25 protein-coding genes are annotated in these 21692 nt (G+C 63.3%); 7 read left to right on the forward strand and 18 right to left on the reverse strand.

All coding sequences use genetic code 11. The annotated features are described in order from the left end of the window. Positions 1 to 9: 9 nt before the first annotated feature. From WEU32_RS11680 to fba, 3 genes are all read left to right on the forward strand, one after another. Positions 10 to 363, forward strand: coding sequence for an endonuclease domain-containing protein (locus tag WEU32_RS11680; RefSeq protein WP_406851994.1), 354 nt, complete (start codon positions 10 to 12; stop codon positions 361 to 363). 90 nt (positions 364 to 453) lie between these two features. Beyond that, entirely contained in the window at positions 454 to 1647 is a 1194-nt protein-coding gene (locus WEU32_RS11685; RefSeq protein WP_406851995.1) for a phosphoglycerate kinase, read from the forward strand. 124 nt (positions 1648 to 1771) lie between these two features. Beyond that, a complete protein-coding gene (gene fba / locus WEU32_RS11690) occupies positions 1772 to 2836 on the forward strand; it encodes a class II fructose-bisphosphate aldolase (protein ID WP_406851996.1) in 1065 nt (354 codons plus the stop codon). 59 nt (positions 2837 to 2895) lie between these two features. Here fba and WEU32_RS11695 read toward each other — a convergent pair whose 3' ends face one another. Then, positions 2896 to 3537, reverse strand: coding sequence for a DUF2799 domain-containing protein (locus WEU32_RS11695; RefSeq protein ID WP_406851997.1), 642 nt, complete (start codon positions 3535 to 3537; stop codon positions 2896 to 2898). Positions 3538 to 3618: 81 nt separating this feature from the next. Here WEU32_RS11695 and WEU32_RS11700 point away from each other — a divergent pair, with 81 nt between their 5' ends. Together WEU32_RS11700 and rpoH are read left to right on the forward strand one after the other, a co-directional pair. After that, positions 3619 to 4620 carry an RluA family pseudouridine synthase gene (locus WEU32_RS11700; RefSeq protein WP_406851998.1) on the forward strand — a complete coding sequence of 334 codons (1002 nt, stop codon included), beginning with the start codon at positions 3619 to 3621 and terminating at the stop codon, positions 4618 to 4620. Between the two features lie 207 nt (positions 4621 to 4827). Beyond that, a complete protein-coding gene (gene rpoH / locus WEU32_RS11705) occupies positions 4828 to 5712 on the forward strand; it encodes an RNA polymerase sigma factor RpoH (protein ID WP_406851999.1) in 885 nt (294 codons plus the stop codon). Between the two features lie 88 nt (positions 5713 to 5800). Here rpoH and WEU32_RS11710 read toward each other — a convergent pair whose 3' ends face one another. From WEU32_RS11710 to WEU32_RS11745, 8 genes are all read right to left on the reverse strand, one after another. Continuing rightward, positions 5801 to 6601 (reverse strand): response regulator, encoded by an 801-nt coding sequence (locus tag WEU32_RS11710; protein ID WP_406852000.1) that lies wholly within the window; start codon positions 6599 to 6601, stop codon positions 5801 to 5803. Between the two features lie 69 nt (positions 6602 to 6670). Further along, positions 6671 to 7966 carry an adenylosuccinate synthase gene (locus WEU32_RS11715; protein WP_406852001.1) on the reverse strand — a complete coding sequence of 432 codons (1296 nt, stop codon included), beginning with the start codon at positions 7964 to 7966 and terminating at the stop codon, positions 6671 to 6673. A gap of 81 nt (positions 7967 to 8047) precedes the next feature. After that, entirely contained in the window at positions 8048 to 9208 is a 1161-nt protein-coding gene (locus WEU32_RS11720; protein WP_406852002.1) for a phosphoserine transaminase, read from the reverse strand. A gap of 72 nt (positions 9209 to 9280) precedes the next feature. After that, positions 9281 to 10183, reverse strand: coding sequence for a DnaJ C-terminal domain-containing protein (locus WEU32_RS11725; RefSeq protein WP_406852003.1), 903 nt, complete (start codon positions 10181 to 10183; stop codon positions 9281 to 9283). Between the two features lie 76 nt (positions 10184 to 10259). Next, positions 10260 to 13973: a glycoside hydrolase/phage tail family protein gene (locus WEU32_RS11730; protein WP_406852004.1), complete on the reverse strand. Its 3714-nt coding sequence runs from the start codon at positions 13971 to 13973 to the stop codon at positions 10260 to 10262. Further along, positions 13970 to 14431 carry an NlpC/P60 family protein gene (locus WEU32_RS11735; RefSeq protein ID WP_406852005.1) on the reverse strand — a complete coding sequence of 154 codons (462 nt, stop codon included), beginning with the start codon at positions 14429 to 14431 and terminating at the stop codon, positions 13970 to 13972. Before WEU32_RS11735 ends, WEU32_RS11730 begins: the two co-directional genes overlap by 4 nt. Beyond that, the gene (locus WEU32_RS11740) at positions 14428 to 15081 is read right to left on the reverse strand and encodes a DUF2163 domain-containing protein (RefSeq protein WP_406852006.1); all 654 of its coding nucleotides are present in this window, start codon (positions 15079 to 15081) and stop codon (positions 14428 to 14430) included. The genes WEU32_RS11735 and WEU32_RS11740 overlap by 4 nt, the downstream gene beginning before the upstream one ends. 58 nt (positions 15082 to 15139) lie before the next feature. Then, positions 15140 to 15760, reverse strand: a complete 621-nt coding sequence (locus tag WEU32_RS11745) for a TIGR02217 family protein (RefSeq protein ID WP_406852007.1) — start codon at positions 15758 to 15760, stop codon at positions 15140 to 15142. An 86-nt stretch (positions 15761 to 15846) separates the two neighbouring features. Between WEU32_RS11745 and WEU32_RS11750 the strand changes: the two genes are divergently transcribed. Then, the gene (locus tag WEU32_RS11750; protein ID WP_406852008.1) at positions 15847 to 16563 is read left to right on the forward strand and encodes a DUF805 domain-containing protein; all 717 of its coding nucleotides are present in this window, start codon (positions 15847 to 15849) and stop codon (positions 16561 to 16563) included. Positions 16564 to 16817: 254 nt separating this feature from the next. Here the strand turns inward: WEU32_RS11750 and WEU32_RS11755 are convergent, their stop codons facing one another. The 9 genes from WEU32_RS11755 to WEU32_RS11795 form a co-directional block, all read right to left on the reverse strand. Then, a complete protein-coding gene (locus WEU32_RS11755; RefSeq protein ID WP_406852009.1) occupies positions 16818 to 17402 on the reverse strand; it encodes a phage tail tape measure protein in 585 nt (194 codons plus the stop codon). Further along, positions 17392 to 17532 (reverse strand): phage tail assembly chaperone, encoded by a 141-nt coding sequence (locus WEU32_RS11760; RefSeq protein WP_406852010.1) that lies wholly within the window; start codon positions 17530 to 17532, stop codon positions 17392 to 17394. Before WEU32_RS11760 ends, WEU32_RS11755 begins: the two co-directional genes overlap by 11 nt. A 50-nt stretch (positions 17533 to 17582) precedes the next feature. Continuing rightward, positions 17583 to 17870: a GTA-gp10 family protein gene (locus WEU32_RS11765; protein WP_406852011.1), complete on the reverse strand. Its 288-nt coding sequence runs from the start codon at positions 17868 to 17870 to the stop codon at positions 17583 to 17585. Further along, positions 17867 to 18277 carry a phage major tail protein, TP901-1 family gene (locus WEU32_RS11770; protein ID WP_406852012.1) on the reverse strand — a complete coding sequence of 137 codons (411 nt, stop codon included), beginning with the start codon at positions 18275 to 18277 and terminating at the stop codon, positions 17867 to 17869. Before WEU32_RS11770 ends, WEU32_RS11765 begins: the two co-directional genes overlap by 4 nt. Before the next feature lie 4 nt (positions 18278 to 18281). After that, entirely contained in the window at positions 18282 to 18539 is a 258-nt protein-coding gene (locus tag WEU32_RS11775) for a DUF3168 domain-containing protein (protein WP_406852013.1), read from the reverse strand. Further along, complete coding sequence (locus tag WEU32_RS11780; protein WP_406852014.1) at positions 18536 to 18673, reverse strand: hypothetical protein; 138 nt, start codon at positions 18671 to 18673, stop codon at positions 18536 to 18538. The genes WEU32_RS11775 and WEU32_RS11780 overlap by 4 nt, the downstream gene beginning before the upstream one ends. After that, entirely contained in the window at positions 18670 to 18936 is a 267-nt protein-coding gene (locus WEU32_RS11785; protein WP_406852015.1) for a head-tail adaptor protein, read from the reverse strand. Before WEU32_RS11785 ends, WEU32_RS11780 begins: the two co-directional genes overlap by 4 nt. A gap of 26 nt (positions 18937 to 18962) precedes the next feature. Continuing rightward, entirely contained in the window at positions 18963 to 19160 is a 198-nt protein-coding gene (locus WEU32_RS11790) for a head-tail connector protein (protein WP_406852016.1), read from the reverse strand. Between the two features lie 544 nt (positions 19161 to 19704). Then, positions 19705 to 20931, reverse strand: a complete 1227-nt coding sequence (locus WEU32_RS11795) for a phage major capsid protein (RefSeq protein ID WP_406852017.1) — start codon at positions 20929 to 20931, stop codon at positions 19705 to 19707. A gap of 143 nt (positions 20932 to 21074) precedes the next feature. Here WEU32_RS11795 and WEU32_RS11800 point away from each other — a divergent pair, with 143 nt between their 5' ends. Then, positions 21075 to 21635, forward strand: coding sequence for a hypothetical protein (locus WEU32_RS11800; protein WP_406852018.1), 561 nt, complete (start codon positions 21075 to 21077; stop codon positions 21633 to 21635). Positions 21636 to 21692: the final 57 nt, after the last annotated feature.

The following is a 21692-nucleotide window of genomic DNA, read 5'->3' on the forward strand; positions in this document are numbered from 1 at the left end:
GTTGTTGTTATGACATCCAAACGCGCCGAATTCGCACGCCAACTGCGTCAATCCTCCGGCCTCTCCGAAGAAAAGGTTTGGGCCCTTTTACGCAGCGGTCGCATCGACGCTCATAAATTTCGCCGCCAGCATCCTATAGATCGATACATCACCGATTTTGCGTGCGAACGGCTGAAGCTGGTGATCGAGATCGACGGCGGCATTCACGCCCGCGATGATGTCGCCATCAAAGATCACCTGCGCCAGACAGATTTAGAAACCATGGGCTGGACCGTCCTGCGCTTCACCAATGAACAGGTTTTAACGCACCCCACCGCACTCGCTGACGCCATTCGGGCCCATGCCCGCCTGATTACACTCTGACCACGGCATCCGCCGACTGACCTGTTAGACCCTCATCCGGCCCTGCGGGCCACCTTCTCCCCTCCGGAGAAGGAAGACTGGAACGCTAAAATGACCTTCCGCACTCTCGACGACGCTAAAGACCTTTCCGGCAAGACCGCCCTCGTCCGCGTGGACTTCAATGTTCCGATGGAAGATGGCGCCGTCACTGACGACACCCGCCTGCTCGTGGCCCTGCCGACCATCAACAAGCTGCGTGAAGCCGGTGCCAAGGTGGCCCTGCTGGCCCACTTCGACCGCCCCAAGGGCGAGCGTGTGCCGTCCATGAGCCTGAAGCCGGTTGTCGAGCCGCTGGAGAACCTGCTGGGCGCTCCTGTGCGTTTCGCCGACGACTGCATCGGTGACGCCGCCAAGACTGCCCTGGCAGATACCGACGCCGGCGGCGTGGTGCTGCTGGAGAACGTGCGCTTCCATAAGGGCGAAGAAAAGAACGACGCAGACTTCGCCAAGGCTCTGGCTGAAATCGGCGACATCTTCGTCAACGACGCCTTCTCAGTCGCGCACCGCGCCCACGCCTCGACCGAGGGTCTGGCCCGCATCCTTCCGGCCTACGCTGGTGAGTCCATGCGCCGCGAACTGGAAGCTCTGGACGCCGCACTCGGCACGCCTGTGAAGCCGGTGATCGGTATTGTTGGCGGTGCAAAGGTTTCGACCAAGCTGGACCTGCTGAAGAACCTCGTCGCCAAGCTGGACTACCTCGCCATCGGCGGCGGCATGGCCAACACCTTCCTGCACGCCCAAGGCGTCGATGTCGGCGGCTCGCTGTGCGAGAAAGACCTCGCCGACACTGCTCGCGAGATCATGGAAGAAGCCCGTCAGAAGGGCTGCGAACTGCTGCTGCCGGTCGATGTGGTCGTGGCCAAGGGCGTCAAGCCGGGTATCGAACACGGCGTTCGCGCGCTGGACCGTATTGCTGCTGACGACCTGATCCTCGACGCCGGCCCTGAAACCGTCGCCCGCCTGACCCGCGCCATGGGCCTGTCCAAGACCCTGATCTGGAACGGCCCGCTGGGCGTGTTCGAGGTCCCGCCGTTTGACGCTGCGACCAATGCCGCGGCCAAGGAAGCCGCAAACCTCGCCAAGGCTGGCAAGCTGATCGCCGTAGCCGGTGGCGGCGACACCGTGGCCGCTCTGAACCACGCCGGTGTTGTCTCCGACATGACCTTTGTCTCTACCGCTGGCGGTGCCTTCCTTGAATGGATGGAAGGCAAGCCGCTTCCGGGCGTCGACGCGCTTCGCGCATAATCATCCAAAGGGGCGGATACCACAGGTGTCCGCCCTTTCCTCATCGGGGCGCAAAGGTGACTTTTCGCCCCTTCCGGTCTACATCAGACCCACACTCGCTTAGATTCTTCGGAGACCTTTCAGGATGGCGCGCATCACCCTGCGTCAGCTGCTCGACCACGCAGCTGAAAACGACTACGGCCTGCCGGCGTATAACATCAACAATATGGAACAGGGCCTGGCCATCATGGAGGCCGCCGACGCCGTCAATGCGCCGGTTATCATCCAGGCTTCGCGCGGTGCCCGCTCCTATGCCAACGATATCGTTCTGGCCCGCCTGATCGACGCTCTGGTCGAACTGTACCCGCATATTCCGGTCTGTATGCACCAGGACCACGGCAATGGTCCGGCCACTTGCGCCACCGCCATCCAGTACGGCTTCACCTCGGTGATGATGGACGGCTCGCTGGAAGAAGACGCCAAGACCCCTGCCTCCTACGAATATAATGTCGACGTCACCCGTCGTGTCACCGAGATGGCCCACTCGTGCGGCGTTTCGGTCGAGGGTGAACTTGGTGTTCTCGGCTCGCTGGAAACCGGCATGGGCGAAGCCGAAGACGGCCACGGCTTCGAAGGCAAGCTGGACCACTCGGCCCTGCTGACCGATCCGGACCAAGCCGTTGATTTCGTAAAGGCCACCAAGGTCGACGCTCTGGCCATCGCCATGGGCACCTCGCACGGTGCCTATAAGTTCACCCGTCAGCCGGACGGTGAAGTACTGGCCATGAACGTGATCGAAGAGATCCACCGCCGCCTGCCGAACACCCACCTGGTGATGCACGGCTCGTCGTCGGTGCCGCAAGACCTGCAGGACATCATCAACGCCTATGGCGGTGCGATGCCTCAGACCTGGGGTGTGCCGGTTGAAGAAATCCAGCGCGGCATCAAGAACGGCGTGCGCAAGGTAAATATCGACACCGACAACCGCATGGCCATGACCGGTGCTATCCGCAAGGTCCTGATGGAGAAGCCGGCCGAGTTCGACCCGCGCGCCTATCTGAAGCCTGCCAAGGAAGCCATGCGCAAGCTGTGTCAGGAACGCTACCTGCAGTTCGGCTGTGAAGGTATGGCCTCCAAGATCAAGCCGCTGTCCACCGCCCAGATGGCCAAGCGCTATGCCGCCGGTTCCCTGGACCCGCAAATCGGCTAATCTGCGATTACAGACTAAATACAAAGACGCCCCGCAGATCACTCTGCGGGGCGTTTTCTTTACCAGACGCCGTAACGGCCACCGACAGAGCGGATAATCATCCGCGCCTCGTATTCGACAGCACGATATTCGTCCTCGGCCATACGTAGTTCACGCCGCGCATCGCGTAATTCTATCCGCAAGTCACGGATACGGGCGCGAATACGCTCGCGCTCCTCTTGGCTCAGACCTTCCTGACGCAGTTCGCGCTGCTTGGCCTCCAGCTTGTTCTCGCGGTCACGGATACGCGAGACCGCCGAGCGGACATTGCTCTCGGCATCCGACAGCACACGCTCGGCCTGATACACCCTCACCCCGTCCTCATATGCGGGCAGGAAGTTGCGCTCTTCATCGGGCGTACAGACCCCGTTATAGGTCGACCCGTTGCGCCCCACACGAAACCCGTTGTCCCACCGGCAATAGTTCCGCAAGCCCTGATCACGCGCCGAATAATAGGCCGTCGGATTCGGCGTAACCCCGAACTTGGCACAGGCCTTGGCATGGTCGTCCAACCGTTCGGGCGCACGCCCGTTCAATCCGTCCTGATAGCCCTTGCCGCCCCAGTCACCGGCCAGACACTGGTCCTCGCTCATGGTGGCACAGCTGCCCAGCAGTGCCACCGCCCCGCTCACAACCGCTATCGTCAGTATGCGTTTCATCATCTGCCACCAGAGCGTTTTCGCTTGGCGGGTTGAGCCCGCTTCAAGCCGTGCTAATCACACCTCATGGCCGATGAACCAATAATGACTGACGAAGACAATACCGAAGATGCGGGAGCCGAAATCCTCTCCGCCGAGGTCACAGCCTCCGGTATCCGTCTGGACAAGGCCCTGTCCGATACCTTCCCCACCCTGTCACGCGCCCGCCTTCAGGCCTTGCTGGCCGAAGGTGCCGTATCCAAAGACGGTCAGATCCTGACCTCGGGCAAGGCCAAGGCCACCTGCGGCACCTACACTATCACCCTGCCCCCCGTGTCCCCCGCCGAGCCTCAGCCCGAAAACATCCCGCTGAACGTCCTCTACGAGGACGCGCATCTGATCGTCATCGACAAGCCCTCCGGCATGGCGGCCCACCCCGCCCCCGGTTGCGAGAGCGGCACTCTGGTCAATGCCCTGCTCTACCACTGCGGCGAGACATTATCCGGCATAGGCGGCGTCGCCCGTCCCGGCATCGTCCACCGCCTCGACAAGGACACGTCCGGCGTCATGGTCGCCGCCAAGACCGACGAGGCCCATCAGGGCCTGTCCGCCCTGTTCGCCAAACACGACATAGAGCGCACCTATATCGCCCTGACGCGCGGCACCCCCAACGCCCTCAGTGGCCGCATCGACACCCAGATCGGCCGTTCGCTGCATGACCGCAAAAAGATGGCGGTCCTGAAACACGGCGGGCGTCAGGCCATCACCGACTATGTCGTCCAGAAAACCTATGGCCAGCCCGCCAAGGCCAGTGGCGCGCCGCTGGCCTCGCGCATCGCCTGCACCCTGCATACAGGTCGCACCCACCAGATCCGCGTCCATATGGCCTCGGTCGGCGCTCCGCTTCTGGGTGATCCTGTCTATGGCTCGGGTGCCGCCGCCATCCCCGTCCGCGCCATCCTCGACGAGCTGAACTTCACCCGTCAGGCCCTGCACGCCGCCATCCTCGGTTTCGTCCATCCGGTGACCGGCGTGGCCCTGCGCTTCGAGACCGCCCCTCCCGCCGACATGCAAGCCCTTGAGAGACGCCTCCTCGCGCTTGATTAGCAACTAACCCTGTGCTAGTTACCATTCCAGCGTCCAGAGAGGCTCCCCGTCTGTATGGCCTAGGCACAAAATCGCAATTCAAACGCGGTTTTGCCCCTTTAAAACCATGCAACGAAATACCATCTCTATCCATTGAGGGGCGAGGCGATGGTGCACGCATGTGGCCATAGCCGAAGCGCCCGCTCGTTAATCGGTCGGAGGGACCACATGGCCAACACCACTTTGACGGTAATGTCGCCTGAACAGGGACTGTCCCGTTACCTCTCGGAAATCCGCAAATTTCCGATGCTTACCAAAGACGAAGAATTCATGCTGGCCAAACGCTGGTCCGAGCATGAAGACCCCGAAGCGGCGCACCGTCTGGTAACATCGCACCTTCGCCTCGTGGCCAAGATCGCCATGGGTTATCGCGGCTACGGCCTGCCGATCGGCGAAGTCATTTCCGAAGGCAATGTCGGTCTGATGCAGGCCGTCAAGAAATTCGACCCCGACAAGGGCTTCCGTCTGGCCACCTACGCCATGTGGTGGATTCGCGCGTCCATTCAGGAATATATCCTGCGTTCGTGGTCGCTGGTCAAAATGGGCACCACCGCCGCCCAGAAGAAGCTGTTCTTCAACCTTCGCAAAGCCAAGAGCCAGATATCGGCTTTCGAGGAAGGCGATCTGCATCCTGACCACGTCGAACAGATTGCCACCAAATTGGGGGTCACCGAGCAAGACGTTATCGACATGAACCGCCGTCTGGGTGGTGACTCGTCGCTGAACGCCCCTATGCGCGCCGACGGTGAATCCGAATGGCAGGACTGGCTGGCCGACGACGACGCCGTCAGTCAAGAAACACAACTGGCCGACAATGAAGAACGCGACATCCGTATGTCGCTGCTTCAAGAAGCCATGGAAGAACTGACCGACCGTGAAAAGCACATCCTGACCGAGCGTCGCCTCAAGGATGATCCGGTCACCCTCGAAGAACTGGCCGGCCAATATGGTGTCAGCCGCGAACGCGTGCGCCAGATCGAGGTTCGCGCCTTCGAGAAACTGCAAAAAGCGATGCAGGCCGCTGCTCTCGAACGCAACCTCGTTAACGCCTAGACGTTACACCGTTTCTCCTCCCCCGAAGCGAAAAGGGCGGCTGGATCACTCCAGCCGCCCTTTTTCTATCCCGCCTTAAGAGCGATGCTCAGCCTTGGCGTGCCAGGCTTTTTGACGGAGCCAGCGCCAGAATAGCCTTCACCGGCCCGTTCAACTGCTCCAGAGATGTGCGCCCCATTTCCAATTCGGTCTGCAGGCCTACAGCCGCCAGAGCCAGAGCCGTATCGCCCGTCTTCACAGCCAGCATCTTCAGGGTCTTGCCCTGCTCTCCGATAGCCCGCACCGCTTGCGCCGGATCGCTGGAGAACTGCACCAGAGCCGATGCCAGAATGCGCATTGATTGATCCTTGATCCCGTCCAGTGTCGGCGCACCGCCTTCATCGGCCTTGCGCTTGCGCGGCCCGGCATAGTCCACCGAGTTAAAACGACGACGATCCGGCCCCACATAGCCCACGGCCTCGACCCAGTCGCGCGGCTTGGTCGCCAGATTTTCAATCCGCCGATACAGGTCACCGCTGGTAAAGGGCTTTCGCAGAAATTCATGCACACCGGCATCACGCGCGCCTTTGATCGACGACGCCGTCGCCTCTGCTGTCACCATGATGATCGGCGCTCGGCGCGTTGACAGGCTGGATCTGCGGATACGGCGTGTCAACTGCTCGCCATCCAGCTTCGGTCCAGAACGCTCGATAATAAAAAGTCCCGGCTCCATTTCACGCGCCAGATCAATAACGCGCGCATCATCCGATTCCATCGCAACGTCCCGACAGCCAAAGCCTTTCAGCAATTCAGCCATCAGCTTTGCCCCCGCCGGATTGGGGTCCACAACAACCACACGGCGAACCACCGGTGCGATTTTCTGCATGGATTTGGTATCTAAAGCGAACAAGGCTGCCCCCGATTATCAGGGACAGCCTTACACAAGGGGGTTAAAAACCCCTTGTCTCGTTTTTACATTTTAGCCCTGAAACGGGTCGCGCATCAAAATGGTATCGTCCCGCTCGGGACTGGTGGACAATAGAGCCACCGGCGCACCGATCAGTTCCTCGATACGGCGCACATACTTGATGGCATTGGCATTGATGTCCTTAAAGCTGCGAACGCCCCCGGTGCTCTCATCCCAGCCCTCCAGCTCTTCAAATACCGGCTCGGCTGCCGCCTGATCCTTCAGGCTGGACGGCAGATAGTCCAACACCTCGCCATTCACGCGATAGCCCACGCAAATCTTCAAGGTTTTCAGACCGTCCAGAACGTCCAGCTTGGTCAGGGCAATACCGTCAATGCCATTGATAGCCACCGACTGGCGCACCAAGACCGCATCGAACCAACCGCAACGACGCGCACGGCCGGTATTGACGCCAACCTCGCGACCCACCGTCGCCAGATGCTCGGCCACCTCGTCATGCAGTTCACAGGCGAACGGACCTTCACCCACGCGGGTCGTATAGGCCTTCACAATGCCCAGCACATAGCCAACGCCGCGCGGACCAAGGCCCGAACCGGCGGCCGCCTGACCTGCGACGGTATTGGACGACGTCACATACGGATAGGTACCGTGGTCCACATCCAGGAACGCGCCTTGTGCACCTTCAAACAGGATACGCTTGCCAGCCTTCTGGGCCTGATCCAGCACGCGCCATGCCGGCTTCACATAGGGCAAAATCTTCGGCGCAATATCCAGCAGCTGCTGCAACAGAGCCTGCGGATCAATCGGCTCCAGCCCCAGACCGGCGCGTAAGGGGTCATGGTGCGAGCGCAGACGGTCAATCTTGACCTTCAGGTCTTCTTCATTGGCCAGATCGCAGACGCGGATCGCACGACGGCCCACCTTGTCCTCATAGGCCGGACCGATACCGCGACCGGTCGTACCGATCTTGGCCCCCGGAGCCGAAGCGGCCGCTTCACGCGCCACGTCCAGCGCCGGATGGATCGGCAGGATCAGACAGGCATTGTCAGCAATCGTCAGCAATTCAGGGCTGATGGTCACGCCCTGCGCTTCGATCTTGGCGATCTCGTTCACAAGGTGCCACGGGTCCACGACCACGCCATTACCGATGACGGAGGGCTTGCCCTGCACAACACCGCTGGGCAGCAGCGCCAGCTTATAGACCTTGCCATCGACAACGAGGGTGTGCCCCGCATTGTGACCGCCCTGGAACCGCACCACCATATCGGCGCGATTGGACAGCCAGTCCACGATCTTGCCCTTGCCCTCGTCACCCCACTGGGCGCCGACTACCGCAACATTAGCCACTGCACTGATCTCCGCGAGTAAAACGCGGTAGCAGCCTATAACCGTTGAATCGTCGGCTGTCGCCCTCGGTCATTGGAAATATCAGATTTCCGCCACCGCCGTTGCAAACGCCCATTCCAACCACGGCCCGATCGCCACCACATCGGCGGTTTCCACCGTGCTCCCGCACCACAACCGCAACCCCGGCGGCGCATTACGGTGCGGTTCCATATCGTAAACCGCCCCTTCGTCTTCCAGCAGGGCTTTGAAGCGCTTTACAAAGGCCTTCTGACCCTTGTCATCCAGCGCCGAAACACGATCATCGGTAAATTTCAGACATACCGAGGTCGTCGAGCGGATATCCTCGCGCTGCGGCAAGAAATCGACCCACGCCGTCTTGCCCACCCACGCTTCCAGCGCCGCATAGTTGGCATCGGTGCGCGCAATCAGCGCCTCACAGCCCCCGACCGATTTGGCCCATTCCAGCGCATCGATCCAGTCCTCCATGGTCAGGACCGAGGCCGTATTGATCACCACGCCTTCCGCCAGCGTCCGGTCAAACTTCCCGTCCTTACCCGTCAGACGCAGCACCTTGGGCACCGGCCAAGCGGGCACATTTTCGTCCAGACGCGCCACAGCACGCGGCGACATGACCATCACGCCAATGCCCGCCTCGCCGCCCAGCGCCTTCTGGAAACTAAAGGTCGTCACATCCAGCTTGGGCCAATCCAGAGGCTGTGCAAACGCCGCCGAGGTCGCATCACAGATGCTCAAACCCTCGCGGTCCGCCGCGATCCAGTCCCCGTCCGGCACCTTCACGCCCGACGTCGTACCATTCCACGGAAAAACCACATCGTGCGACCAGTCCACGACCGACAGGTCCGGCAAGTCTCCCCACGGGGCCTTCACCACCACCGGATCAAGCTTCAAATGGTCTCGCACATCCTCGGCCCATGTCAGGCCAAAATTCTCGAACGCCACCACCGTCACAGGCCTCGGCCCCAGCATCCCCCACAGGGCTGCCTCCACCGCGCCGGTATCCGAACCCGGCGTAAACACCATGACATAGTCGTCCGGCACACCCAGCACTTCGCGGGTCAGCTTCAGGCCATAGGCAAACCGCGCTGCTGTCTCGGGCGCACGAATGCCACGCCCGTGCAAAGCCTCCGAAAGTCCTGCCAGCTTATAACCGGGTCGCTTGGCCGTCGGCCCCGACGAAAACCACGGACGCGCAGGCTTCACAACAGGCTTCACAACAGGCATCGGCAGCAATCCCTCTGACTCGGGTGGCGAACGACAGACTCACCACCACAGAACGCAGATTGCCTTACGCCATCACTTGCCCGGCGTGTAGGGCCGATTTTTGCGCCAATCCTCGGCAAAGCGCACCAGAAGTTCGTCTTCTTCGTCCGGCAGCGTCACCATCAGCTTGGCCAGCAAGTCCCCGCGCTTGCCATCGGCATAGCCACCGCGCCCTTTCAGACGCAGCACCTTGCCCGAGTTCGAGCCCTTGGGGATGCTCATCATCACCTTGCCCTCGGGCGTGGGCACCGTCACCTTGCCACCCAGCACCGCATCCGGCACCGAAACCGGCAGGTCCATATGCAGGTCCGCCCCCTCGCGACGATAAAGCGGATGCGGCAAGACCCTCAGCTCAATCAAGGCATCGCCCGGCTGCGTGCGGCCCGGCGCTCCCTGACCTTTCAGACGCACCACCTGACCGTCCGACGCGCCCTTGGGGATGGCCACATCCACCATGCGCCCGTCCGAGAACTGGATACGGCGTGTTGTGCCCGAAATCACCTCTTCAAGGCTGACCTCCAGCGTGGCACGGATATCCTGCCCCTTGCCGCCACCAAAGCCACGATTGGCAGCGCCGCCACCGAACCCTGCAAACAGGTCCGACAGGTCGATATCTTCGAAACCGCCGCGCTGGCCCGAACCGCCAAAACCCGAAAAACCGCCCGACCGACCGCCACCACCTGCACCGCCGCCATAGCCACGATACTGCTCGCGTCCATCGGCATCGATTTCGCCACGGTCGTATTTGGCACGCTTCTCGGCATCACCCAGCAGATCAAAGGCCGCCGTAACGCGTTTGAAACGCTCCTCGGACGCCTTGTCCCCCGGATTTTTGTCAGGGTGCAGCTCTTTCGCCAGCTTGCGAAAAGCTTTCTTGATCTCGTCGGCACTCGCGCCTTTAGAAACGCCAAGTTCCTTGTAGGGATCACCAGCCACGCCTGTACAGCTCCAAGGTTTAAATTACAGCTCCCTGTCAGTTAGGGCATCAAGGCCCCCCTTGAAAGGGGTCGCGCTATTTCAAGCGTAACAAGGCTTCCTCTCCCCAGCCCCAACCATCGCCCCACTGCGCCACAGCCAGCGTCACTTCCGCTGTCAAACCTTGCGGAAAATCGACCGTCTGCTGCGCGTTTTCATACAGCGCCCGCGTATCGTGAACCTGCCATTCACGCACAGTCTCGCCTGCCACCATCACCCGCAAACGGAACCGCCTCGGATCAGGCTCGATCCCATCCTCGCGCCAGCCATCCCCGCCGGTTCGCACACAGACCTGCCAGCTCAAGCAAAGACCATCCTCGCCCGCCACCTGCCTGAAATGAGCGGGCCGCCACGGCCTAGAGCCCCTGCGCTGCCAGACAAAACGCGCCTCGCTAAACCCCGCCCCTGCCGGTGCCAGTCCCTTTGGCCCGACCCGCCACAGACGCTCCACACCGCGCTCGTCCGTTCCCATATCCAGACGCGTCAAACCGCCCTCCAGCATAACAACCGCCTGCCCCGCCCGTTTCAGGCTTGCGGCCTCGCCTCCTGTCCCCAATCGCCCGCGCAACAATCCCCCCAGAACCCAGACATCCTCGCCAATCAGTTGCGCCCGACTGAACTGCACAATCTCCCAGCCCTCATCGCCTTCAACCGCCAGCATATTGGCCCCGTCCAGCACCGCCCCGATGCTGCGACTGGCCAAACTCCCGCCCGACAGCCGCACCACCAGCCGCCCTGTATGATCCCAGCGATCCACCGGCCCCGCCGCCAAAGGCTCGACCAACTCGCCGACCTGCGCCGCCTCGGCCACCTCGCCACGCAGCGCCAAGGCCTCGACATCCGCACCCCCATGCACCGCCATCGGCCACCAGGGGTCCGCCGCCACGGCCACCACCGGCCGCAAATCACCGTCCTCAAACGGCAAAAGGGGCAGGTCCAACACCCGCACCCACGGTGCCCCGACCGTCTCGATACCCCCGTCACCGCCACGCCAGTCCTCAAGCGCATCTTCCTCGGCCACAGTCACCCAAGGCTCCAGCTCCACCAGAACCTCTTCCTCATAGGCCAGCCTCGCCACACGCCAGACACCGTCACGCCCTTCGACCTCGACGGCATCCCCCGCCTCGACCTGCATCGCCTCCAGCGGCCCCAGCCGCATCCGCAACCGCTCGCCTTGCACCACCTCCAACACACGCCGCGCCACGGTCCGCGCCAAACCCGTCCCCACCACCATAGGCAGGTCCAGATCAACCATGTCCGCCAGAGGGGCCGCACCCGCATCGCTCGACGCACGACCGTGTGAACGCACAATCACCGCCCCCGTCTGATAGTCCTGTGCCTCGCCGACAAAGCGCACCCGCACCCCTTGCGGCACCGTCTGCAAGCGTCGCTCGGCCACCACCGGCCCGCCCTCCTCGGGCATGGCCAGCGCCTCCAACCTCAGTTCCAGATCCTGCGCACGATCCCCAGACACCACAATCGCGCCCGCCTTCTCCGACGCCACTGCTCCCAGCGCGAGCAACAGCGTCTCCAGCACCGCCCGCGTCGTCATCGGACGATCAATCACCAGTCCGGCAATTGTGCCTTTAACCCCCTCCAGCCGATACCCGTCACGCGCCACACCGGCCCGCTCCAACAACATCGCCACAAGGTCCGACGCCTCGCCCTGCATACGGCCATTCAGCCAGTGCCCCGTGCGCCAGCTAGGTGCATCGGCCCACAAATCCTCACGCGCCGGAAACGCCGGATAGGGCCGCGCATCCCAGCACCACACATCGGCCCCCGACACCATCGGCCCGCCATAGACCGCCGACACCGGATTATTCTCCACCTTGCCAAAATGCCGCAGCACAGCCTCCAACAGGCCCCGCTGCATCGCATCATCACGCGCGCCCGACGAATAAGGAGGCAAGACGCTCTCGCTACTCTTGGGATCAAAGAACAGATTGGGCGTATTGCCCCCGCGATCCACCGCCGCACAGCCGATCTCGGTCAGGCGCACCGGCTTCATCCCCGCCACCCAGGCCGTCGGCCTATCCAGCCTCACACCGCCCACCCGCTCATAATGCGGATTGGACCACCAGCCCTTCAAATCCTTGACGCGCCAGACCCAGTCCTCGCCATAGGCCCCGTCAGAAATCGGCGTGCGAACCTGCGCCGCCTCGTCTTCGCCACTGGCATAATACCAGTCGAAATCGCGCCCGCCCGCGACCTGCCCCGCCAGATAATCCCGATCCTGCGGCCCTGCGAACAACGCACCATCCAGCCCGCCATCCTCGCTTCGCCAGTCCCCCATCGGCGGGTACCAGTCGATCCCGACAAAATCGATATTCGGATCGGCCCACAAAGGATCAAGGTGAAACCTCACCTCGCCACCGTCCCGCAATCCGGCATATTCCGACCAGTCCGCCGCATAGCCCAGCTTCACGCCCGCCCCCGCCTCGGCCCGACATTCCGCCGCCAGCGCTTGATACTGCGCCACCGCCGGAAAGCCGCCCGCCGCATCCCGCGTCAGGGTCAACCCGCGCATCTCAGAGCCGATAATCAGCCCGTCCGCGCCTTCTTCGCGCGCCATTTTCGCATAATGCAGCGCCTGACGCCGCAAGCCCCAACCTCTTGCATCGCCAAACACCGCCGCCACATCCGCCGTCGCATCCGAACCATCCCGCCCCGCCACACGCCCGCGCCACGGATAGCCCTCGCAATCCATGAACACGAACGGGTACAGCACGACTTCCAGCCCCCGCGCCCTGATCGCACGGATGGCCTGCCGCACCGCCTCGTCCGAAGGCGTCCCGCCATAGGCCACAGCACCGTCCATGGTCTGCGAGATCAAATGCCCCTCTGAACGGTCCAGCCCCGCCACCGACCACTGCAAGGGCTGGGTCGGCTTGTCGCGACGCTCCACCCCCGGCCTGATCTTGCAATGGGCCGCCCGCACATCGGTCCCGAACCAACCCACCACCAGATTGACGCGCCCGACATTGGGCATCTGCGCCACCAACTGGTCCAGCGACACCTCGATATCGGCCCGCCCCAGCCCCGCGCCCGCATTTTCGGCCTTGGTGCGCACAATCCCCTCGCGCCTCAACACCACATCCGTCGCCAGACAAAACTCGCCCGCACCGGGGATCAGACACACCCCCTCGACCTGATCCTCCAGCCTCGGTGTCTCGCCCCTCGCACGACGGAAGACCTCGAACGCCAGTTGCGGCACACGGTCGCCATAGGCCTCCAGCGGTAGGTCCTCGAACACCACATAGGCCGTCCCGCGATAGGCCGGTGCCGTCCCTTCCACCGCCGTAATCAGCGGATCAGGCATCTGCCCTTCGCCACCTTTATGAACGCGCCAGACCACACCCGACATATCCATCGGCATGCCATCGGCCCAGATACGGCCCACACCGTCGATCTCGCCTTCGCACAGCGCCACGGCAAAGCTCAGCGAATAACCATAGTCCACCGTCCGCTGGCCGCTCTTGCCGCCCGAAGTCTTGCGCTTTTCCTCGCGGAACCGTGCGGCCCAGATCACCTGACCCGTCACCCTTGCCCGCCCGAACACACAGGCCATCGGCGCACCCTGCGCCGCCCCCAACAGCTTCAGCCCCTCCAGACGCGGCCCGATCTGCCGCGCAGGCTTCAGACTATTGACCAGATGGCTATCCACCATCCCGCCGATCATCCCGCCAATCGCCGCCCCGACCGGCCCGCCAAAGAAACCGCCAACCGCCGCAAAAGCCACCTGTGTCATGCGCGCGCCTCCTCAATCTTTGGCTCAATCTCCGGCCACCCAAAAACAGCCACCAGCCGCCGGTCCCACCAGCTTCCCATCCAGCTCTCGACCACTGCCCGCGCCCAATAGGCATGGATCATCTTCGGCTCCGGCCCCTCCAGCGCACTCAGCACCCCGCAGTGCTTGGCCACGCTGCCCGCCTCCATGCGAAACAACAGCACATCCCCCACCGCCATCCGTGTCAGCGGCTTCTCCACCAGCCAGCGCCCCAGCGCTTCGCGCAACACTTCACCCCCGCCGATCTCGGCCCATTCAGACCGGTACGGCGGCACCGCCTGCGGCTCGTCTCCATAGACCTCGCGCCACAAACCACGGACCAGACCCAGACAGTCCGCCCCCACGCCCCGCTCGCTCGCCTGATGCCGATAGGGTGTCCGCAACCACGCCCGCGCCCGCTGTGCCATCTGCGCACTCATCGACGGCTCCTCCCGTCATGGCGCACCCCGCCCACAGGCCGCAGCAGCACAAAGTCATCGCCCGGCACATCGGGAAAGCCGCGAAAGCGCACCTGATTGCCAAACACCGCGCCACAGGTTTTCCACGTCCGATCACAGGTCCGCCCCGCAATCTCGCCCGCCGACAGCCCGCACCGCGCGTCCCCCAGCACCGCATCGCAGTCACGCCCGTATGTGCGCCCTACCACGCGATCCAGTTGCGCCATCGGCCCTTCCAGATCGGCCACAAACCGACCCGCCTCGCGCCGCAGATGCACCAATGACCCTGCCCACAAGCGCACCCGAGCGCTTACATCGCTCCAATCCACCCGCCACAGCACAACCCTTGCGGCGTCATACAGACCCGCCACGATGTCGGCCTCGCTAATGGCCTCGTCATCCAGCGCGCCTGCCGCCGAAAACCCGCCCGCCTGCGTCCCCGCTACCGCCTCGCCACTGCCCAGCGTCCAGCCACTCGCCGCCCGACACACCACGCCCTCAAAATCCAAATCGCGGTCATGGTCGGTAAACCCCATCCGCACACCGTCCGCCCGCTCCAGCACCCACACATGGCACAGCCGCGCCGCCCCGCTCTCGATGCGCTGGCCCAGCGCCCCTTCCAGTTCCCGCATCCGTCCCCCAATACAAAAAGGGGAGCCACTCCGGCTCCCCTCCCTCAACCTGCCCCGCCTAAGCGCCGCGTATTTCCACCAGCGGCACCGCCGCCATCCGTCCCGCCTCGAAACTGTCCAGCGTCACCTCCAGCCGGTCCGTATCGAACCGCACCGGCGTATCGAACCAGAACCCCGCCGTCACAACCTGCCCCTCGCCAGGTGCCGCATCCAGCGTCACCGCGCCCGTCGCCGCATCCAGCGCAAAGCCATCCGTCTCCACGCCACCGACCGCCAGTTTCACCGTCCCCGCCACCGGCTTGGCAATCTCCCGCGTCACCGTCCCATAGGCCTTGCACAACGCAAACCCCGTCCGCACACCGTCGCCTGACCCGATCACCTGATCGCCCGCAGACACCACGCCCGACGGCGCACAGCTCTTGTAATCGGCAAAGTCGCGAAACCTGAACCCGCGCAACCGCCCCTGACGCGCCTCGAAAAACGCCGTCAGCACCGCCATGTCATCCAGCGACCGCAATCTCGCCCCGACCAGATAGCGCCTGCGCCCCATGGCCCACGGTGTCGAGCGCCGCTCATGGCCCGATGCCAGTTCCACCACCTCGGTTTTACGCTCCACCCCGCCCGTCGACCCAAAGGCCAAACGCGCCGGAATCGTCACTTCATCAAATATTTGAGACACTTGTCTGTTTCCCTTGCGGCATCATTTTTCTCGCGCCATGATCCCGCCTTAATCGACCGGCTACCGGTTCATCTCGGGAGGTCCCCTTGCGCGGACAGATCACCAGCTACGACACGACCACAAACACCGGCACCATTCGCGGTGAAGACGGCAACAGCTACGTCTTCGCGCGCCATGACATCCATACCGGTTCCGATATCAATGTGGGTCACGACGTTGATTTCGTCCCCAACGGCTCCACAGCAACCCAGATCGTCATCCTCGGCCTGGCCAGTGCCGCCGCCGACGCCGCCGCTTCTTTTGGTGCCGCCGCCAACTCGGCTATCAACTCGCTTCCGGGCACTGACGGCTACGATTTCAAATCGGCCATGCTCACCTATACCGGCCGCATGCGTCGCCAGCATTTCTGGATCAGCTTCCTGATCATACTCGGCATCAGCGTTCTGACCTCGTGGATTCCGCTGCTCGGCGGCCTGATCGGTCTGGCCCTGATCTATCCAAACGTCTGCATCACCATCAAACGTCTGCACGACATGGGTAAAACCGGCTGGCTCACCCTCGTCCCCTATGTCGGTGGCCTCATCGCGGTCATCATCATGCTCATCGGCGGCGGCGGTGCCTTCATGATGGCCGCTGTCACCGGCGGCGAACCCAGTGCTGCAGCCATGATGGGTGCCATTGGTGCCATCAGCATCGGCAGCCTCATCGCTATCATCACCAGCCTCGGCTTCCTGCTGTGGATCGGCATCACCGACAGCGAACCCGGCACCAACCAATACGGCCCCAATCCCAAAGGCCTCTGATCCCCGAGATCACCAACACAAAAGGGCGTCCCACCGGACGCCCTTTTTTCTTGCCTCTTCTCTCCCCCTTAATGAGGGAAGTATCGCGGGTGGGGATGACACCTCAAACCACCTCACCGCCTACCCCTTATCTCCGTCATCCCCCGACTTGATCGGGGGATCCAGCAGCGCGCAAGCGCGAAACCCTTCTCCCAATGGGAGAAGGGCCTAACGTCAAAGACAGCTCACCTCTAGAACCTTCCGCTCCAACGCCCTCATTCTTGCTTGGCCGCGCTCGTCCGCCTCCTCACCCAACACCCCCTATCTCCCCCCAGCGCCGCCGCCCGCGCCAGCATCCGCGCCACCTGCGCCTCGGACCGCAACAGCGCCTGCGGCCCGCCGTCCACCATCACATTCACCACCACAGGTGCCGCCCCGCCCACAGGCTGCACACTGCCGCTCCCCGACGGCCAGAACACCTCCGGCCCGCGCTCCCCAACCAGATAGCCACCGCCAGCCACAACCGGCCCGCCCTCGGCCCGCGCCCCCGCAAACACACTCCCGACCGCTTGCGACAGCGCATCGCCCAGCCCGCCAGAGCCACCGCCTTTCAGCACCTGTCCCATACCGGCATTGACCGCCGCCACCACCGCCCGCGCCAGTTCCGCCAGCGTCACCTCACCATCCTTCGCCGCCCGCATCAGCGACCGCGACAGACTGTTCCCCGCCTTGCCAAAGGCCTCCTCGATCGCCCCCGCCGCCTCCTTTGCGGGCGCCTTCAAAGCCTCCAGCGCCGCCGCAGCCTCCGCCGCCGCAACCGGCACAGCCCCCAAAGGCCCGCCTTCAAACTCACCCTGCATCCGGCCACCGCTCCATCATCTCGTCCAAGGCCGTCCGCGACAGACACGCCTCCACCGCCCGCGCCCCCGCATTCAGCATCCGCCACTCGCGCACCGACAACCCCCAGAACACCGGCGGCACAATCCCCATTCCCAGCGCCTGCCTCAGCATCACGCCCCAGTGGTCGACATCCACCTCGCTCACACCGCCGCCTTAAACGCCTCGGCCACCGCCAGCGCCGCCGCCCGGGCATCCACCGACACCCCTGCCAGTCCGTCCGCCAGTTCCACCTCGCCGCCCCCGCGCAACAGCGCCGCCAGCACTACCAGCAAATCCGCCGCCGACATTACCGCCATCCGTTCCGCCAGGGCCGCCATCCCGCGCACCCCCAGCCCCGCCTCCATCTGCGCCAACGCCCCCAGCGTCAGACACAGCGTGCGCGGCTGGCCCGCCAGCTCCACCCGAACCTCGCCCCTCATCGCGTTCATAGGACTGAGAACTCCACCGCGCCCGCACTGGCCAGAGACAGCGCAAAGCTCGCCTCCCCCTCATGCTCGCCCACATATTCCAGCGCGCTCACCAGAAACGCGCCCTCCAGCACACCAAAGTCCGGCACCACCAACTGCCAGCGCCTCGCCGCCTGCTCGAAAAATGCCTCGCGGATCAGCGCATCCGAAGCCGCATCCTTGAAAATGCCCTGCCCCGAAACCGCCGCAGACTTCACACCCGCACCGGCCAGAAGCTCGCGCCAGCGCCCGGCACTATCGCCATCGGTCACATCCACCGTGCGCGCATTCATCGAGATCGTCCGCGCCCTCAATCCCGCCACCGACACAAACGCCCCGCCCGTATCGGCAATCTTCAACAGCATGTCCCTGCCGCGTTGCACCGCCATCGTCCTAACCCTCCATCACGGCCCGCAACCGCACCACGCCATAGGCATGGCGACGATCGGCCCCTGCAAAAACCTCGACCGAACGCACCGCCACGCGCCCCGACATACCATCCTGCGACAGCGCCAAACCCTCCAGCGCCCCACGCACAGCTCCCGCCAGCTCCCGCGCCTCTTCCTGCCCGTCAAACCGGCTCACCGCCGTCAGCGACAGCTCCACCTCGAACCCCGCCGCCGTCTCGCGCCAGTTCCCGCCCCCGATCACCAGATGCGGAAACCCAGCCCCCTCGGTGCCGCATCCCAAATCCTGACCGGATCACCACACAGCGCCGAAACCGCCGCATCTGCCGACACCGCCGCCACCACGCCCTTGATCACCGCCGCCATCGGATCGCTCATCGCACCCGCTCCATCTCCAGCACGCGATAGCCCGCCCCTGCCGGATCAAGCCCCGTAACCGTCCAGTCACCACCGCCAAACCGCACCAGCAAACCCTCCGACAGCCTCGGATCAGCCCGCACTTCGGCCTTCATCACCTCGCTCACCCGCAAGACCCCCGCATCGTCCCGCTCGCGTCGCCGTCGCGCCCCGATCTTCAACCACACCGACCCCACCGGCTCTTGAAACACAGCCCGCCCACCCTGCGGCGTCTGCGTCTCCACCGGCCGCATCACCTGCGCCAAAACCCTCACAGCTTCACCACGCGATAAGGCGCAATCCACGCCTCGATAGGCGCAACATCCATCGCCCCCTCACCCCGCTCATAAGCCCGCAAAACCAGCATCAGCACCGCCAGCCGCAACGGCGCAGGCGAGGTCGAAACCAGCACCAACCCCACCTCCCCCGACACCCGCGCCACCGCCGCATCCACCAGCGTCTGGATCAACCCATCCTCCGCCTCATGCTCCACCCTCAAAAACACCCTCGCCTCCGCCAGCGTCACCACGGCTGCCATCTTTCCCTCCTTTGATATTTGGGCCGCGATCAGAAGGCTCCGCCTTCTCGACCCGACGCGGTTCATTCTTGCTTGGCCGCGATCGTCGCCCCTTTGGGTCTCCTGACCCGACGCGGCCTGTGCCATATTCCTTCGTCATCCCCCGACTTGATCGAGGCCCCCAGCGGCCCGCACAGCGCGAAACCCTTCTCCCGCTGGGAGAAGGTGGCCCGCAGGGCCGGATGAGGGTTTCTTCATTTAGTTTTCGCACCCATCCCCGCCCCACTCCTCCCCTGCATCGCGGGGGAGGTGGCACGACAAAGTCGTGACGGAGGGGGCCAAAACGACAAAGAGCGGCCCACCGGACCGCCCCTTGTCATCTTTCTAAGTCAGCCGCGCTCTTCGGCCCTTCGGGACATCCCGACCGGACGCAGCCCCTCGCCTCCGGCCGACGCCCTCAAGCAGCAAACGCCCGCGGCGTTTGCGCTAGGGCACTTTAAGAGACCGCCATCTTCATCACCTTGATCGCATCAAAGTTCTGCACACCCCCGCCCACACGCTTGGTCGTATAGAACAGCACATAAGGCTTGGCGGTGAACGGATCGCGCAATACCCTCACCCCCGCACGATCCACAATCAGATAGCCACGCTGGAAGTCACCAAACGCAACAGAAAGCGAACCCGCCGCCACATCCGGCATCGTCTCGATTTCCGTCACCGGATAGCCCATCAGGCTGGCCGTCTCGCCCAGTCGCTGCGCCGGCTGCCAGACATAATGACCGTCCGCATCCTTGAATTTGCGCACCGCCGACACCGTCTTGCGGTTCATCACAAAACGGCCATTGGCACGATACTGGGCCTTGGGCGCATAGATCAGATCAATCAGCTTGTCCGCCGGATCACTGGCCGCAAAATCGCCTGCTGCACCACTGGCCACATAGCCGATCTTGCCCCATTCATGGGCACTGTCCGCCACCGTGTCATAGGCCAAAAAGCCCTTGGGCTTGTTCACGCCATTGCCGCTGACAAACGCAGACGTTTCCTGCGCGGCAAAGGCATCCTCGACCTCGCCCGCCAGCCACTCGTCCAGATCGACCATGGCATCATCCAGCAATGCCTGCGTCGCCGCCGGATTGGCGTAAAGGTCCGCCGCCGGAAACTCCAGCAGCGCCAGCGTCGCCGGATCCGTCTCGGGCCTCGCCGCCGTCTCGGCCGCCCAACCTGCCACCACACCCGCCGTCGAAACAGGCTTGCGGAACACACCACTGGCCACTGTTCGCACCGCGCAAATCTCGCGCATCGGCGACACCGCCATCAGTCGGCGCTCGATGGCTCGCTCCGTCTCCGGCGGCACCACATAACCCCCCGACGACGCACCACTCGACAGACCCGCCTTCACCTCAAGACCGGCTACCGAGCCCGTCTTCAGATAGCCATCAAACGCCGCCTTGGCCTCCGGCGCACTCACCGCCTCAACCGCCTCGCCACCCATCTGCGGACGACGCACCTGCGCCATCATACGATCCAGCTTGGCCTGCGTCCCCGTAAGCGCCTGATCAATCCGCGCCACCTTCTCTTCCAGCAGAGCATCAGCCGCAGATTTCTTCTCCACCTCGTTCAGCCGCGCATCATTGGCACCCTTGAACGCCTCAAACGCCACCATCATCTCGCGCACGACTTCGCGCGCCTCGGGCGAACCCGACACGGTCTTAACCTCTTTCATTCTCTCTCCTTGAAAACCCGCGCTATGCGGATACTGTCAGCGCCATGTGGAACCGTGCCAAACCTCGACTAGACGCCACCCAAAGCACTTGGGGTCGCGAGTTGGTGCAACCGGCTGTAACAAGCCTGGTCATCCTCGCTATAATGGCTAGTCAGTTCGTCGGCATCATTGCCCAAATCGCTATGGGACCGATCAATGTTTTTATCGGGATACTTGTCCTAACTTGGATTTTCCCGCGCCTCATGACCAGCGGCTCGAAACTCAGCCGAACAACAACAAAGCCGGCCCCAAACTTCATCGCAAAGTCACGACTGCAAACCGTCGCGAATGGTGACTATGGCCCCCTTGATCCGGAATATCAGCCGCTAAGGCTTGACCTACCTAAGATCGAAACTGCTCGCCCGTGGGTTCAGCGCCTCATCGCGGCTTTCGGTAAGCCTTTACCTCTGCTTCCAATCCCTCCCCAGATGAACAGAGTACTGAGTGAAGCCCATTGGCTTTCGTTGCCTGCCCTAATCGGCATCTACGTGTTCTCGCTAAATATGAACCCTCAATGGCACGCTCAAAACCTGTGGCTGCTACCTTCGCTCGCCCCCATTGTAATCATATTGGCCTACCGCAGCACCTTCCGCCGCCTCTACGACATCTACACCGCCGACGCCGTTAGCACCGGCCGCTACGCCTTCCCGGCCCTTCGTCGTTAAGCCAACTTCCCCCGCGACAAACACAAAACCGCGTTCCATAGTCCCCCCAGTTCTTAC

The organism is Brevundimonas sp. BH3 (genome assembly GCF_045345115.1).
In the GTDB taxonomy this organism is placed as follows: Bacteria; Pseudomonadota; Alphaproteobacteria; order Caulobacterales; family Caulobacteraceae; genus Brevundimonas.